The sequence below is a fragment of the Nocardiopsis sp. M1B1 genome (assembly GCF_052466615.1).
In genome coordinates this window covers 3,560,081-3,573,216 of record NZ_CP196194.1, presented here as the reverse complement: position 1 = coordinate 3,573,216, position 13,136 = coordinate 3,560,081, and the positions used below count along the sequence as shown (strand labels likewise).

Annotated in this window: 13 protein-coding genes; 7 read left to right on the top strand and 6 right to left on the bottom strand. The window is 72.6% G+C overall.

Features of this window, described 5'->3' with window-relative positions; all coding sequences use genetic code 11:
• Positions 1-6 precede the first annotated feature (6 nt).
• The gene (locus ACSTA4_RS15575) at positions 7-417 is read left to right on the top strand and encodes a DUF2000 domain-containing protein (RefSeq protein ID WP_444964189.1); all 411 of its coding nucleotides are present in this window, start codon (positions 7-9) and stop codon (positions 415-417) included.
• A gap of 129 nt (positions 418-546) precedes the next feature.
• Here ACSTA4_RS15575 and ACSTA4_RS15570 read toward each other — a convergent pair whose 3' ends face one another.
• From ACSTA4_RS15570 to ACSTA4_RS15560, 3 genes are all read right to left on the bottom strand, one after another.
• Positions 547-1,104 carry a hypothetical protein gene (locus ACSTA4_RS15570; protein WP_444959893.1) on the bottom strand — a complete coding sequence of 186 codons (558 nt, stop codon included), beginning with the start codon at positions 1,102-1,104 and terminating at the stop codon, positions 547-549.
• Positions 1,105-1,206: 102 nt separating this feature from the next.
• A complete protein-coding gene (locus tag ACSTA4_RS15565) occupies positions 1,207-2,505 on the bottom strand; it encodes a DUF2716 domain-containing protein (RefSeq protein ID WP_444959892.1) in 1,299 nt (432 codons plus the stop codon).
• Between the two features lie 201 nt (positions 2,506-2,706).
• Positions 2,707-4,395 (bottom strand): ABC-F family ATP-binding cassette domain-containing protein, encoded by a 1,689-nt coding sequence (locus ACSTA4_RS15560; RefSeq protein WP_444959891.1) that lies wholly within the window; start codon positions 4,393-4,395, stop codon positions 2,707-2,709.
• A gap of 424 nt (positions 4,396-4,819) precedes the next feature.
• Here ACSTA4_RS15560 and ACSTA4_RS15555 point away from each other — a divergent pair, with 424 nt between their 5' ends.
• Positions 4,820-4,993 (top strand): hypothetical protein, encoded by a 174-nt coding sequence (locus tag ACSTA4_RS15555; RefSeq protein ID WP_248770531.1) that lies wholly within the window; start codon positions 4,820-4,822, stop codon positions 4,991-4,993.
• Positions 4,994-5,209: 216 nt separating this feature from the next.
• On the opposite strand, the gene ACSTA4_RS15550 is transcribed toward ACSTA4_RS15555, so the two are convergent.
• On the bottom strand, positions 5,210-5,740 hold the full coding sequence (locus ACSTA4_RS15550; RefSeq protein WP_444959890.1) for an NUDIX hydrolase: 531 nt from the start codon (positions 5,738-5,740) through the stop codon (positions 5,210-5,212).
• A gap of 402 nt (positions 5,741-6,142) precedes the next feature.
• On the opposite strand from ACSTA4_RS15550, the gene ACSTA4_RS15545 reads away from it, so the two are divergent.
• The gene (locus ACSTA4_RS15545; RefSeq protein ID WP_444964188.1) at positions 6,143-6,679 is read left to right on the top strand and encodes a hypothetical protein; all 537 of its coding nucleotides are present in this window, start codon (positions 6,143-6,145) and stop codon (positions 6,677-6,679) included.
• A 102-nt stretch (positions 6,680-6,781) separates the two neighbouring features.
• Here ACSTA4_RS15545 and ACSTA4_RS15540 read toward each other — a convergent pair whose 3' ends face one another.
• The gene (locus tag ACSTA4_RS15540) at positions 6,782-7,543 is read right to left on the bottom strand and encodes a MerR family transcriptional regulator (RefSeq protein ID WP_444959889.1); all 762 of its coding nucleotides are present in this window, start codon (positions 7,541-7,543) and stop codon (positions 6,782-6,784) included.
• 137 nt (positions 7,544-7,680) lie between these two features.
• Between ACSTA4_RS15540 and ACSTA4_RS15535 the strand changes: the two genes are divergently transcribed.
• Positions 7,681-8,493 (top strand): thioesterase family protein, encoded by an 813-nt coding sequence (locus tag ACSTA4_RS15535; protein ID WP_444959888.1) that lies wholly within the window; start codon positions 7,681-7,683, stop codon positions 8,491-8,493.
• 206 nt (positions 8,494-8,699) lie between these two features.
• Here ACSTA4_RS15535 and ACSTA4_RS15530 read toward each other — a convergent pair whose 3' ends face one another.
• Complete coding sequence (locus ACSTA4_RS15530) at positions 8,700-9,443, bottom strand: metallophosphoesterase (protein WP_444959887.1); 744 nt, start codon at positions 9,441-9,443, stop codon at positions 8,700-8,702.
• 446 nt (positions 9,444-9,889) lie between these two features.
• On the opposite strand from ACSTA4_RS15530, the gene ACSTA4_RS15525 reads away from it, so the two are divergent.
• From ACSTA4_RS15525 to ACSTA4_RS15515, 3 genes are read left to right on the top strand one after another with little or no spacing between them, the layout of a single operon-like run.
• Positions 9,890-10,882, top strand: a complete 993-nt coding sequence (locus ACSTA4_RS15525; RefSeq protein WP_444959886.1) for a Bug family tripartite tricarboxylate transporter substrate binding protein — start codon at positions 9,890-9,892, stop codon at positions 10,880-10,882.
• Positions 10,879-11,481, top strand: a complete 603-nt coding sequence (locus tag ACSTA4_RS15520; RefSeq protein ID WP_444959885.1) for a tripartite tricarboxylate transporter TctB family protein — start codon at positions 10,879-10,881, stop codon at positions 11,479-11,481. The genes ACSTA4_RS15525 and ACSTA4_RS15520 overlap by 4 nt, the downstream gene beginning before the upstream one ends.
• Positions 11,482-13,035, top strand: a complete 1,554-nt coding sequence (locus ACSTA4_RS15515) for a tripartite tricarboxylate transporter permease (protein WP_248770524.1) — start codon at positions 11,482-11,484, stop codon at positions 13,033-13,035.
• Positions 13,036-13,136: the final 101 nt, after the last annotated feature.

The window sequence follows — 13,136 nt, the reverse complement described above, 5'->3', positions numbered from 1 at the left end:
GTAACCATGGGGATGTCCACCAAGATCGTCGTCGTGCTGCGCGAGGACCTGGAGCCCGCGCTCGCCGCCAACGCGGGGGTGGTGCTGGGCCTGGCGCTGGGCGGACGGATGGAGAACTCGCTGGCCGCCGACGGCAAGGACGCGGGCGGCGGACTGCACGCCGGGCTCAACCCGCACCCGGTACCGACCCTGGTGGCCTCGGCGGAGCAGTTGCGCCAGCTCAAGGCCGGGGCCGACGAGCGCGACCTGACGGTGGTGGGCTTCAACGAGGTGGCCCGCCGCTCCCGCGACTACGTCGAGTACTTGGACGCCCTCGCGGTCACCGAACCGCAGGACGTGGAGTACGTGGGGGTGGCCGTCTTCGGGGCGCGCAACGCCGTCAACAAGCTCACCGGCAAGCTGGCGCTGATGCGCTGACGTCGGTGGTCGTGGTGTGACGGGGCGCGGATCGGGGGATCGGCGCCCCGCCGCCCTGGCGGGGAGGAGCGCGCGCCGTTCGCGGCCGGGGAACCGGCGGCGTCGGACGGGCGGGGACTTCGGGGCCGGTCACACGCCTCCGGCGAGTTCCTCCAGCTCCCGGTAGGAGGACACGGTGCGTACCTGTTGCTCGGTGAGGCGGTTGATCCGGGTCCTGGCCGCCCGCGCCTGTGCTCCCGTGGGCAGCAGGCCCCGGTGGATCTCGGGCAGGGACAGCTCCCAGCCGCACACCGCCCTGGCCGGGTAGCGGTACCACTGGCGCACGACCACCGAGCCGACCCGGACCGCGTGCTCGTTGCCCGGGGGAACGTTCGGGCGGTCGGGCTCCCGGGCCAGGTAGCGGTGTCCGTCGGCCAGGTCGCAGGGCCCGCAGCCCAGCTCGCCCGACCCCAGGGCCCGCCCGCACTCGGGACACACCAGGCGGTCCATGGCCGCGTCCACCACCCGCCAGGTGAACTGGCCGGGGTCGGAGAGCACGAGTTCGGCCAGGTCGCGTTCGGCGTCGCCGCCCGGCTCGGCGTTCCACTCCGCGCACGCCTCGGCCCAGGCGCGGTCGGTCTCCGCGCGGACGAGGCGCATCGTCTCGGCCAGTTCCGGGGTGCGCCAGCCGTCGCGGGTGGGTGTCATGCCCCGCACGCTAACCCGGTCCGGCCGTCGCGTGCTACGGGTTTTGCCGCTCCTCCCCCGTCCGGCGCCCGCACTCCCCGCCCGCTGGAGGGGACGGTACCGCTAGCGGGAACCGCGTTCGTGGCCGAAGGTCCACACGCGTCCCGTGTTGCGGCCGTCCCTGCGGGTCGGTTCTCCCAGGAGCGCGGTGAGGCCGTTCTCGACGCGGTCCAGCAGATCTCGTCCGAACACGCACAGGGTGTTCTCCCAGGGGTGTCCGAACGTGCCCATTCGCAGGTCACGTGTGGTGTAGATGTAGTAGTCCCCATCGGGGAAGGTCTGGCCGGGGACCTCGGGTTGACCGGGGCCGCCAACACGACGCGGGTCGAACCGGTAGCCCGTGTGGTTCCAATTCAGCCAGTACAGAAGCTCATCGGGGCGTGCGAGGGCGAGCACCTCGGGAACGACGATCCGTTCCAGTTCAGGGTCGTTGGGCCCGTCCAGGAACCAGGTGGCCGAATCCGCGGGTTCGCGGATCCCGGGATGCACTTCGATGCTGGGTTTGAAGGAGAACCGCTCGTAGAAGCGGTCCCACAGGTCGTCGTGGTCGGGGTCGAACAGGAGCTGCCGCACCGGGCGCTCCACGGCCGGGACCCCCGTCGGGGACCAGTGGTAGGAACGGACGGTCGTCACCTCGTGGAAGCCCGAACCGAGGTACATCCGCCGCAGCTCACCATCCGCTTCGGCGGTGGCGAAGCGGATTCCGGCGTTGACCCATCCCCATGTGCGCGGCAGTTTCGGGCGGGTCCACTTCACCATGTCGCTGAGCAGAGCCGGACACGGAGCGGTCATACCCTCCACCGTGGCGAACGGGGTGCCGGTGAGGACCTGGAACCAGGCCACGGCGTGGACGCGCCCTTCCTCCACCAGCTTCAGTGAAACTTCCTGGAACCGTATCCCGTCCCTCATCTGCTCGAAGAGCGGGCGCCTGTGCGGTTCGCTCACCTCGGCCAGACGCAGTGCCTGCTCGTCGTAGTGGTGGGTTCCGGCCAGGAGAAGGTGCCCCGGAGGCGGGTCCACGTCGGGGATGGCCTCCAGCGGCGCGACCAGGACCGAGCGCTCCCACCCGGGAGTGAAACCGGCTGAGAGCAGGGACTCGGCCAGGCCCGGGCTGTCGTGGGAGTGCACGCGCCACTCGACCGGTTCCGTCCTCCTGTCGGCCTCCTCCTGTCGGCCTCGGACAAGGTCGGCCAGGTCGGTGCCCCTGGTGTCGGTGTGGTCGATCACCGCGTGTGTACCGTGGTGCGCGCTCACCAGCGGACCCTCGCGTTCCACGACCGCCCCGAGCGGCGGATGTTCGGGGACGTGTCCGCGTACGTGGGTGTCGTAGGCGGCCAGCAGCTCGCCGGGGTCCACAGCCACGCACTCTCCTGTTCGCCGAGGGGCCGACCCATTGTTCTGCCCGGGACGCGCGGCGTCCACCGGATATGCCGGACCCCTCGTCACCGCCACCGGACGGGAAGGCGACGGCGGCCGTGGCCGTTCCGCTGCGGTCGCGGGCCACGCGGTGATGAGGGCCCGGCGGGATCCCGCCGGGCCCTGCCGTCACGTCGACCGGCCGGATCAGCCGCCGCCGTGTGCGGCCGACTGGCCGACCAGATCGGACGCGGACGCCCGCGGCGCCAGCGTCAGCCGGTCCCACGAGGCGACGTCGCGCTGGAGCTGCCGGTCGTGGGTGGCGAGCACCACCGCCGCCCCGGTGGCGCCGAGGCCCTCGGTGAGCTCGTCGACCAGGGCGATCGAGAGATGGTTCGTCGGCTCGTCCAGCAGCAGCACGTGCGGCCGGGACGCCAGCGCGAGGGCCAGGTCGAGCCTGCGCTGCTGCCCCATGGACAACTCACGCAACGGCTTATTGACGTCCGCCGAAGAGAGCAGCCCCAGAGAGCTCAGCGGAACCGTCTCGCTCTCCCCGAGCACGTCCTCGCTGACGAGGCGCCCCAGGTGGGCGTTGAAAACCTCCCGAGCACGACGCGCCCCCGCCCGGGGTGACTCCTGCGTCAGCAGTCGCACCCGTGCGGTGCGCGCGGTGCGCACACCGCCGCCGGTCGGCCCGATCCGCCCGGCGAGCACCGACAGCAGCGTCGACTTGCCCGCCCCGTTGGCCCCGGTGACCACCAGCCGCGAACCGGAGTCGAGGGACAGGGTGACCGGCTGCTCCAGCCGTCCCGCGACGGTGACCTCCTCGGCCCTGACCAGGGTCACGCCGGGCAGCGTCGCCAGCTCCGGCATCCGGAACCGCAGCGGGGGCGGCGGCATGGTGACCGCGTGCGCCTCCAGGTCGTCGCGCCGACGGTGGACGGAGCGCACGAGCCCGGGCGCGCGGGTCGCCCGCTGGTGCTTGCCGGTGCCCTTGTCCGGCCGCCAGCCGCTGACCAGCCGGTTCTGTGCCTCGGACAGGTCCTGGGTGAGGCGGGCGTGCTCGGCCCGCTGCTGCTCGTACTCGTCGGCCCAGCGTTCGCGTTCGGCGCGCCGTCCCTCCTGGTACCCGGCGAACCCGCCGCCGTAGACGCGGGGGCCGCCGTCGCGGCTCGGGTCGAGGTCGAGCACCGTCGTGACCACGTCCGAGAGCAGGGCGCGGTCGTGGCTGACGAGCACCACGCCGTTGCCGTGCCCGCGCAGTCGGGCGGTCAGGAAGTCGAGCCCGGCGGCGTCGAGGTGGTTCGTGGGCTCGTCCAGCAGAAGGAAGTCGTGCGAGGCGCCCAGCAGGCAGGCCAGCCGGACGCGGTAGCGCTGGCCCACCGACAGCTCCGCCAGTGGCCGGGACCGGTCGGTGACGGCGCCCAGGTTCTCCAGGGCGAGGTCGACGCGCCGGTCGGCGTCCCAGGCGTCCAGCACCTCGGCGGCGTTCAGGGCCGCGGTGTACTCCTCGGCGGCCCGGGGATCGCCCTCGGCCAGTCCGCCGGCGCTGGCGTCGAGCGCGGCCAGGGCCGCGCGGGCGTCGGCGAGTTCGACGTCGATCAGGTCCCCGACGGTACGGCCGCCGGTCGCCCGCATCTCCTGTTCGGCGACGCCGAGGGTGCCGATGCGCCGCACGGTCCCGGAGTCGGGTTCGAGCGCGCCGGCGAGGATGTGCAGCAGCGTGGACTTGCCGCGGCCGTTCTCGCCCACGACTCCCCAGCGGGATCGCGGTGTGACGGTCATGTCGACGCCGGAGAGGACCGTGCGGCCGCCGCGGTCGATGTGAACGCCGTTCGCGGTCAGTTGCGCCCGCTCACCGGCGGGCAGCACGAGTTTGGGGTTGAGGGTGGTCACTGTTCCTCCGAACAGAGCTCCGCCCGGCGCGGTGGCGGCGGGGTGCGCGAGAGCTCTTCGAGCTGACGGAAAAGACCCGGGAAGCGGGTCGGTGCTCACGTCGGGCACCCGGGGCCGCGTGGAGGCGGGGCGGGTGCTCGGGCTCGGATCAGAGGTACAGCGGAAGATGCATACGGCCACCGTAACAAACGGGTCCGCGCGGACGGAAAGGATTTACCGCGGGCCGCCCGCCCCCTGCCCCTGACATGGCGCTCCCGGACGAGGCCGTCGGAGCCGCCGTGGCACTGCGGAACGCGCGGCGTCCAGGACCCACCACCCGGCCCCGGGCCGGGCTCACCCTTCCTCTTCGCCTCGCGCGTTGGGCTTCCTGGAACGCCAAAGGTGGGCAAAGCGTCTAAAGACAAACGCAAAGGAGGGTTCATCTGTGAACGGCAAACATCGCGCATCGGGTACGGGGGTCGCGATCGGTCTTGCCCTGGGCATCGTCTTGGGCACGGTCTTCGACAACCTGGCGCTGGGGATCGTGTTCGGAGCGCTGCTGGGAGCCGCGGTCGGAGCGACGGGCGGGGCGCTCGGCTCGAAGCGTTCGAGCGGCTGAACCCGGAAGGCTCCCTCGCCGGGCCCGTCCCGAGGTCGCTTCTCGGCTTCGCGCGACTTCGGGAGGATCGGACGCCGATGGCGTCCCGGTGACGGCACAGCGCTGACGAGTACGGGAGCGAAACGATGAGGGGGTGCGGCCACGGGCCGCGCTCCCCCGCGGTTCCGCGAAGGCCGTGCCCGGCGCGGCGCACGGGGGTGCTACCGGTGCGCCCCCTCACTCCCCGCCGGTGGCGTACAGGTACAGCAACGCGTTCATGGAGGTGCCGCTCACCAGCTGGCGTCGCCTGATCAGTTCGGGGACCCGGTCCAGCGCCACCCACTCCACGCGCTCGGCCTCCCAGGCGTCCTGGGGTTCGCCGACCCTCTCCGCCGTGTCGGCCACGAAGACGTGGTGCTCGCTGTCGGTCAGCCCGCTGGAGGGCTGGACGTAGACCAGCGGGCGCAGCGGCCCCGTCCGCCACCCGGTCTCCTCCAGCACCTCGCGCGCGGCGGCCCGTTCGGGGCTCTCCCCCGGGTGCACGCCGCCCATGGGGATCTCGTAGCCCCAGGTGTCGGTGATGAACCGGTGCCGCCACAGCAGCAGGGCCCGGCCCCGACCGTCGAGCACCACGGCACCGGCCCCGGGGGGTCGGCGAATGACCCGGTGGTCGAACCGGTGCCCGTCGGGCAGTTCGACGTCCGCGGCCCGCACGTCGATCCACGGGTCGGTGTACAGGGGCTTCTCGGAGTGAACGGTCCAGCGCACGGGAGGCCCTTTCCGTTGGCGGGGAGCGGGAACACCAGACTCCCACGTGCGCGCGTGCGCGCGCGTGGGAGTCGGGCCACGCGGCCCGGCCGGGTCCCGGCGTGCTGTTTACCGCCCATCACCCGGCTGCCCCGCCCGCCGCGAGCGCGGCGCGGCTACGCGGACCTCATGCCCTCGGCGGCCGGTGTGGTCCGGGTGTGCTCGGGCTCGGGCCCCACTGTTGGCACGGTCACGTTCGCGCTGGTCAGGCCTGTGGTGGGGTGCCGACGACGCACGGAAACGGGCCCACGCCGCCTGACCGGGGGGTTGCCCGGACTTGGTGTTGCCTTTCCCACTCGCCCCAAGTGGTTTCAAACACTTTCCAAAGCCCTGACCAGCGCATACGTTGCACGGGTGAACTTTATGCGATCGATACCCAAGCTGACGTTTACCGCGACCTCCAGCCTGCTCATCACCGGCGGGCTGCTTCTGGCCGGACCGGGCGCCGCAGCCGCGGACACGGCCTCCGCCAAGGAGATCGCCGACACCCTCAACGACAAGCTGAACGACGACATGGCCGGTCACATGACCGAGGAGCACGTCGAGAACGCCCGCGCGATGGTCGACGCGGCCAAGGACCGCGACCTGGGCGAGGACGCTGCCGCCATGGCGGTGGCCACCTCCATCGTCGAGACCCACCTGGACAACCTCGACTGGGGCGACCGCGACAGCGTCGGCCTGTTCCAGCAGCGCGACCACTACGGCTCGCAGGAGGACCGTCTCGACCCCACCTGGGCCACCAACGCCTTCTTCGACGAGCTGGAGCGTGTCTACCCCGAGGGCAGCTGGGACGACACCCCGCTGGGCGAGGTCGCCCAGGACGTGCAGCGCTCGGCCTACCCCGACCGGTACCAGCACCAGGTCGACGACGCCGAGGTCATCGTGGACCAGCTCTGGTAACGGACCGTTCCTAGACAGACAGTGGAGCGTGCGAACCCCGCTCTCGCATGCTCATCCGGCGGAGGCCGGTGACCGGGTGCCCGGTCACCGGCCTCCGCCGTTTCACGCCTCCTGACGTGCGGCGTTGGCGGCGAAGGCCTCGCGCAGGTACACGCTCAGCCCCTCGGCGTGGGCGTCGACGGTGACGGTGAAGCGCTCGTCGTCCACGTACAGCCGTCCCAGTCCCCGGTGGACGCAGGTGGTGCAGTCGTAGAACCAGCGTGTGATGTGGGCGCGGTGCCGCTCGGCCAGGTCCATCACGGCGGGGCTGTCGGGCGCCTGCCCGTCGTTCATGGCCGCGGCCAGGGCCAGGTAGATCTCCTCGCCCTCGGCGTTGAGCCGCTCCCAGTCGGCCTTGGTGTAGGAGCCGACCCTGCGCTGGGACCGGGCGTAGGCCTCGGTGCCGCCCCAGCGCCGGCGGGCCTCCTCGGAGTGTGCGTCCACGTCGAAGTCGCCGAAGAGTTCGAGGCGTTCGGCGGGGGTCAGGTCGAGTCGCATGGTGTCGGCCTCCATCAGGCGTTCGATGCCGCGCGCCATCGTGCGCAGGCGTTCGATGCGTTCGGTCACCAGCCGGTGCTGACGGGCCAGGTGGGCGCGGGCGTCGGCGGCGGGGTCGTCGAGCAGGGCGGCGATCCGGTCCAGGCCGAAGCCCAGTTCCCGGTAGGTCAGGATCTGCCGGAGCCGTTCGAGGTCCTCGTCGCTGTAGCTGCGGTAACCCGCCGGGGTGCGTCCGGCGGGAACGAGCAGTCCGATCCGGTCGTAGTGGTGCAGGGTCCGGACGGTCTGCCCGCTCATCCGGGCGGCCTCGCCGACGGTGTGTCCCATCTGTCCTGCCGCTTCCTCACTGGTGGTGACGTGTGCCCGAAGCTAGGGCCTGACGCCGCGTCAGGGTCAACCACTTTCCCCGGCAGGGGCGCCCCGTGTCCACCACCGGGCCCTACTCGCCGGTAACATCTGGGGGCATGAGCCCTGACCGCACCATCGAGGACTTCCGGTTCGACCGGGACACCCACGTCGAGAAGCTGGCCGACGGCGAGTTCGCCGCCACCCTCACCGACGCCTGGACCACCTTCACCTCCCACCCCAACGGGGGTTACGTCCTGGGCGCCGCCCTCAACGCGCTACGCCAGAACCTGAGCCAGCCCGACCCCCTGGCCGTCTCGGCGTTCTTCCTGCGCCCCGCCGCCCCCGGCGCGGCCACCGCGCGCACCGAGGTGGTGCGCGAGGGGCGCCGCACCGCCACCGGCCAGGTCCGCCTGGAACAGGGCGGCAAGGAGATCCTGCGCGCCACCGCCACCTACGGCGACCTGTCCCCCGACCCCTCGGCCCGCGTCCTGGCCCTGGACGAGCCCCCGCGCCTGCCCGCCCCCGAGGACTGCCCCCTCCCGCCCGAGTTCGACAATCCCGAGGGTCTGGGCATCGCGCGCAGCGTCGACTACCGCTACCCCGGGCGGCCGGGCTGGCTGGACGGCAGGAAGGACGGCCGCCCGCACGCCGAGTTCTGGATGCGCTTCGCCGACGGGCGCGAACCCGACACCCACGCGCTGGCCTCGATGGTGGACTTCGCTCCGCCCGCGGTCCTGGAGATCGGTGAGTTCGCGACGATCACCGTCGAGCTGAGCGTGCACGTGCGCGCCAGGCCCGCCCCGGGGTGGCTGGCCTGCCGGGTCTTCACCAAGCACGTCTCCGGCGGCCTGCACGAGGAGGACATGGAGATCTGGGACGCCACGGGCACGCTGGTCGCCCAGTGCCGCCAGCTGGCCATGCTCATCTGATCGGAGCTCCCCTTGGTGCGGTGAGGCTCTCGGCGCGGGCCGACCCGCGCCGCGCCGAGAACGCTTCCCCCGCCCGGACACGGAGCCGCCGACCCTCCTGCCCGGACCGGGCCAGCCGACGGCTGCTCCCGTCACCGCCCGAGGGACCGGCCTGCCCGGTTTCGGTCGTGGACCGGTCCCCGCCGCGCCCGCGCCCCCGCCCGAACTCAGACCACCGCGCGGAAGTGCGTGGTCAGGCGCCGGTCCTCGTCCAGGATGTGGAAGGCCACCCCCGGGGGCTGGTCGCGGTTGGCCGCGGGCTCGCCCTCCCAGGGCATGCGCAGCGTCCACGTCACGCCGGGCGCCAGCAGCAGGGGCCGCCCGGCGAAGGTGGTCGCCCCGCCGGTGTGGGCGTGCCCGACCAGGATCCCCGCCACCCGCGGGTGGGCCCGCAGCAGCCCGGACAGGTCGTCGGCGTTGTCCAGCCGCATGGAGTCGGGCAGCGGGTGGTGGACCCGCACGGGCGGGTGGTGCAGGGCCAGCAGGGCGGGCCGGTCGTCGGGCAGGGCGCTCAGCGTCTCGTTGATCCACACCAGGGTGGCCGTGTCCAGGTGGCCGCCGTCCTCGCCCGGAACCGTCGAGTCGCAGGTCAGCACCGCCGCGCCGCCCACCTCGTGCACCTGGTTGAACGGCTCGTCGGACGGCTCCCGACCCAGCAGCGACGCGCGCATCCGCCCGCGGTCGTCGTGGTTGCCCGGGCAGACCAGCACCGGGAAGGGCAGGTCCAGCAGCCGGGCCGCCTCGCGGTACTCCTCGGCGGTGGCGTGGTCGGCGATGTCACCGGTGACCAGGAGCGCGTCCGGCTCCTGGGCCAGGCCGCGCAGGTACTCCGCGGTCCGGGCGGCGCGCCCGGTGGTGCGGTCGGTCCCGTCCAGGTGCAGGTCGCTGATGTGGGCGAGCAGGAGCGTCATGGCCGTCCTTCGTCGGTCGCGGGTGCGTTGCGCCCTCCGGGACCGCGCGGACCTGCCGGTTCCGCCGCTGGGAGGGCGCACGGAACCCGTGCGGCCGGGAACCCCCGGCTTCCGCCCCGTGCCCGCCCCAGGCCGTTGACCGGCCGTTTCCCGTCGGGTGGAACGAGGCTATTGCGCGCGCCGCGAGCGGGACAGGGTGGTTGCCCGCCCTCGTTCGGCGGCCGCGGCCCCGGGTGGAACCCGGGGCGACCACAACAATCTCTGTGTTCAAAACGACCAGAAGATTTACCGGTCGGCAAACCGTGGGTCATGCTCTCGAAACCGGTGCGGATGCGACCGGCGCCACGGAGCGGTGTAACGGCCGCCACGTTCCCGCCTCGGGCGGTCCGTCGGCCCGCGAGCGCCCGCCCGCACCGCGGACCTGCAGCAACGGAGAGAGCCACCCCATGAGCATCCAGCGCATTCTGCGCGTCGGCGGCGCGGTCGCCGCGGCCGTCGTCATCGGCGCCGCGGCGGTCAACGCCTCGTCGACCGGCGGCGACGGCGCCGAGGCCGTACGCAGCCGACTGACCACGATCGTGCCCGCCGCGCCCGGCGGCGGCTGGGACCTGGTGGGGCGCGAGGCGCAGAACGCCTTCCGCGAGGGGGAGATCGTAGCCAACAACCAGGTGGTCAACGTTCCCGGCGCGGGCGGCACCATCGGCCTGGCCCAGGCGGTCCGTCAGGAGGGCCGGGCCAACATGCTGATGGTGACCGGCACGGTCATGATCGGCAGCATCATCGTCAACAACTCCTCGCACGACCTGCAGGACGTCACCCCCATCGCCCGGCTCGCCGACGACTACGAGGTGGTCGTGGTCCCCGACGACTCCCCGTACCAGGACATGGGCGACCTGGCCGAGGCCTGGCGCGAGGACCCGGGCGGGATGGCGATCGGCGGCGGCTCCCTGGGCGGCACCGACCACCTGCTGGCCGGGCTCATCGCCTCCGACGTCGACGTCGACCCCCAGGACGTCAACTACATCGCCTTCTCCGGCGGCGGCGAGGCGCTGACCTCGCTGTTGTCGGGCAGCGTCGACGTGGGCATCAGCGGCTACAACGAGTTCAGCGACCAGATCGAGGCGGGCAACGTGCGCGCCCTGGGCGTCTCCGCGCACGAGCGCGTCGAGGGCATCGACGTTCCCACCCTGGCCGAGCAGGACATCGACGCGGTCCTGCCCAACTGGCGGGGGTTCGTGGCCCCGGCCGGCATCACCGAGGAGGAGCGTGCCGAGCTGACCGCGATCGTCACCGAGATGCACGACACCCCCGAGTGGGCGCGGACGCTGGAGCGCAACCGCTGGGACGACACCTTCCAGACCGGCGAGGAGTTCGAGGAGTTCCTCGCCCTGGAGACCGAGCGCATCACCACCATCACCGAGGAACTGGGCCTGTCTTGAGTACCGACGCCACCACCCCCGTCCGGGCGACGGAGCCCGTCGCCCCGCCGCCCCGCCCCTCCTGGTGGCGGGGCAGGTCCGAACTGCTGGTCGCCGCCCTGGTGCTGGGCATCGCCGGGTTCATCGCCGTGCAGACCGCCGCCATGCCGGTGCCGCCGGGCACCGAACCGCCCGGTCCGCGCTTCTTCCCCACCCTGGTCGCGATCTTCATGGGCGTCACGGGCGTGGCCCTGGCCGTGCAGGTCCTGCTGCGCCCGGCCCGCACCGCCGACGCGCCGACCACCGGGGAGAACGCCGAGGCCGCCACCGCCGACACCGACGGGGGCGCCCCGGCCGGTGAGGCGGGGCCCGTGCGCATCGACTGGCGCTGCCTGGGGATCGTCGTCGCCTCGCTGACGGTGTTCATCCTGCTGCTCCAGCCGGTGGGCTGGCTGCTGTCCGCGGCGCTGCTGTTCTTCGGCGTCGCCTACGCCCTGGGCAGCCGCCGGTACCTGTTCGACGCCGTGCTGTCGCTGGTGTTCTCCTCCGTCATCCAGCTCGCCTTCGTCGCCGGTCTGGGCCTGAACCTGCCGGCCGGAATCCTCGGGGGCATCTTCTAAATGGACGTTCTCACCAACCTCATGGCGGGGTTCGCCAACGCGCTGAGCCCCGAGTACCTGTTCCTGGCGCTGCTGGGCGTCATGCTCGGCACGGCCGTGGGCGTGGTGCCCGGCCTGGGTTCCTCCATGGCCGTCGCGCTCCTGCTGCCGGTCACCTTCCACCTCGACCCCACCGGCGCGTTCATCATGTTCGCCGGTGTGTACTACGGCGGGCTGTTCGGTGACTCCACCGCCGCCATCCTGATGAACACGCCCGGGCAGGCCTCGGCCATCGCCACCGCCATCGAGGGCCACAAGATGGCCAAGCGCGGGCGGGCGCCGCAGGCGCTGGCCACGGCGGCGATCGGCGCGTTCATCGGCGCGATCGTGTCCACGGCGCTGGTGGCGTTCTTCTCGCCGGTCATCGTGCAGCTGGCGCTGCAGTTCGGCCCCGCCGAGTACTTCGCGCTCACCGTCTTCGCGTTCGTGGCCACCTCCGCGGTGGTCTCGGACTCGGCCGTGCGCGGCCTGATCGCCCTGGGCATCGGCCTGGCCATCTCGATGGTGGGCATCGACGGCCTCAGCGGCGCCGAGCGCTTCACCCTGGGCGTGCCCCAGCTCTTCGAGGGCTTCAGCATCATCACGGTGACCGTGGCGCTGCTGGCGATCGGCGAGGTGCTGCACGTGGCCGCCACCGCCCACGCGGGCGACGCGGCGCGCGGTGGCCTGCGGCGCAGCGGCACCCCCTGGCTGAGCCGACGCGACCTGCGGCGTACGCTTCCGGCCTGGATGCGCGGAACCCTGTTCGGCCTGCCGTTCGGGTCCATTCCCGCGGGCGGCTCGGAGATCCCGACCTTCCTGTCCTACGGCACCGAGCGCAAGCTCGCCGCCCGGCGCGCCCGGCGCGGCAAGGGCGAGGACGAGTTCGGCGAGGGCGCCATCGAGGGCGTGGCCGCGCCGGAGGCCGCCGCCAGCGCCACCGCCGGAACCGCGATGGGCACCCTGCTGGGTCTGGGCCTGCCGACCTCGGCGACCGCCGCGATCATGCTGGCCGCCTTCCAGCAGTACGGGATGCAGCCCGGTCCGCTGCTGTTCGAGCGCGACGGCGACCTGGTGTGGGCGCTGCTGGCCAGCCTGTTCATCGGCAGCGTCATGCTGCTCATCCTCAACCTGCCCTTCGCGCCGCTGTGGGCCAAGCTGCTGCTGGTCCCCAAGCCGTACATGTACGCAGGGATCGCGGTGTTCTCGTCCCTGGGCGTGTACGCGGCCGCGTCGTCCATGGTGGACCTGTGGCTGATGCTGATCCTGGGCCTGGTGGCTCTGATGATGCGCCGCTTCAACATTCCGCTGGCCCCGGTGCTGATCGCGGTCGTCCTGGGCCCGGTGGCCGAGACGGAGCTGCGCCGCGCCCTGGCCGTGGGGCAGGGCGACGTGTCGGTGCTCGTGGACAGCGGGATCACCCTGGGCATCTACGGACTGCTGCTGACGATCGGCCTGGTCGTGGCCGTCGGCCGACTGCGCGCCCGACGGGCCGCGAGTAAGGACCACACCCCGGTGGAGGCGGGCCGCGGCTGACCCCGGCCCGGCCCCTCCCGGGCGCGGCGGCACGGACCACTCCCCGTGCCGCCGCGCCGTTTCTGTTCGTGCCCGTGCCCGGTCGGCGGCCGACCGGCGCC

Excerpts from the sequence above, each read along its gene's own strand:
- ACSTA4_RS15575 (WP_444964189.1), top strand. The coding sequence starts at position 7 with ATGGGGATGTCCACCAAGATCGTCGTCGTGCTGCGCGAGGACCTGGAG.
- ACSTA4_RS15570 (WP_444959893.1), bottom strand. The coding sequence starts at position 1,104 with ATGACACCCACCCGCGACGGCTGGCGCACCCCGGAACTGGCCGAGACG.
- ACSTA4_RS15545 (WP_444964188.1), top strand. The coding sequence starts at position 6,143 with ATGCGATCGATACCCAAGCTGACGTTTACCGCGACCTCCAGCCTGCTC.
- ACSTA4_RS15540 (WP_444959889.1), bottom strand. The coding sequence starts at position 7,543 with ATGGGACACACCGTCGGCGAGGCCGCCCGGATGAGCGGGCAGACCGTC.
- ACSTA4_RS15535 (WP_444959888.1), top strand. The coding sequence starts at position 7,681 with ATGAGCCCTGACCGCACCATCGAGGACTTCCGGTTCGACCGGGACACC.
- ACSTA4_RS15530 (WP_444959887.1), bottom strand. The coding sequence starts at position 9,443 with ATGACGCTCCTGCTCGCCCACATCAGCGACCTGCACCTGGACGGGACC.
- ACSTA4_RS15525 (WP_444959886.1), top strand. The coding sequence starts at position 9,890 with ATGAGCATCCAGCGCATTCTGCGCGTCGGCGGCGCGGTCGCCGCGGCC.
- ACSTA4_RS15515 (WP_248770524.1), top strand. The coding sequence starts at position 11,482 with ATGGACGTTCTCACCAACCTCATGGCGGGGTTCGCCAACGCGCTGAGC.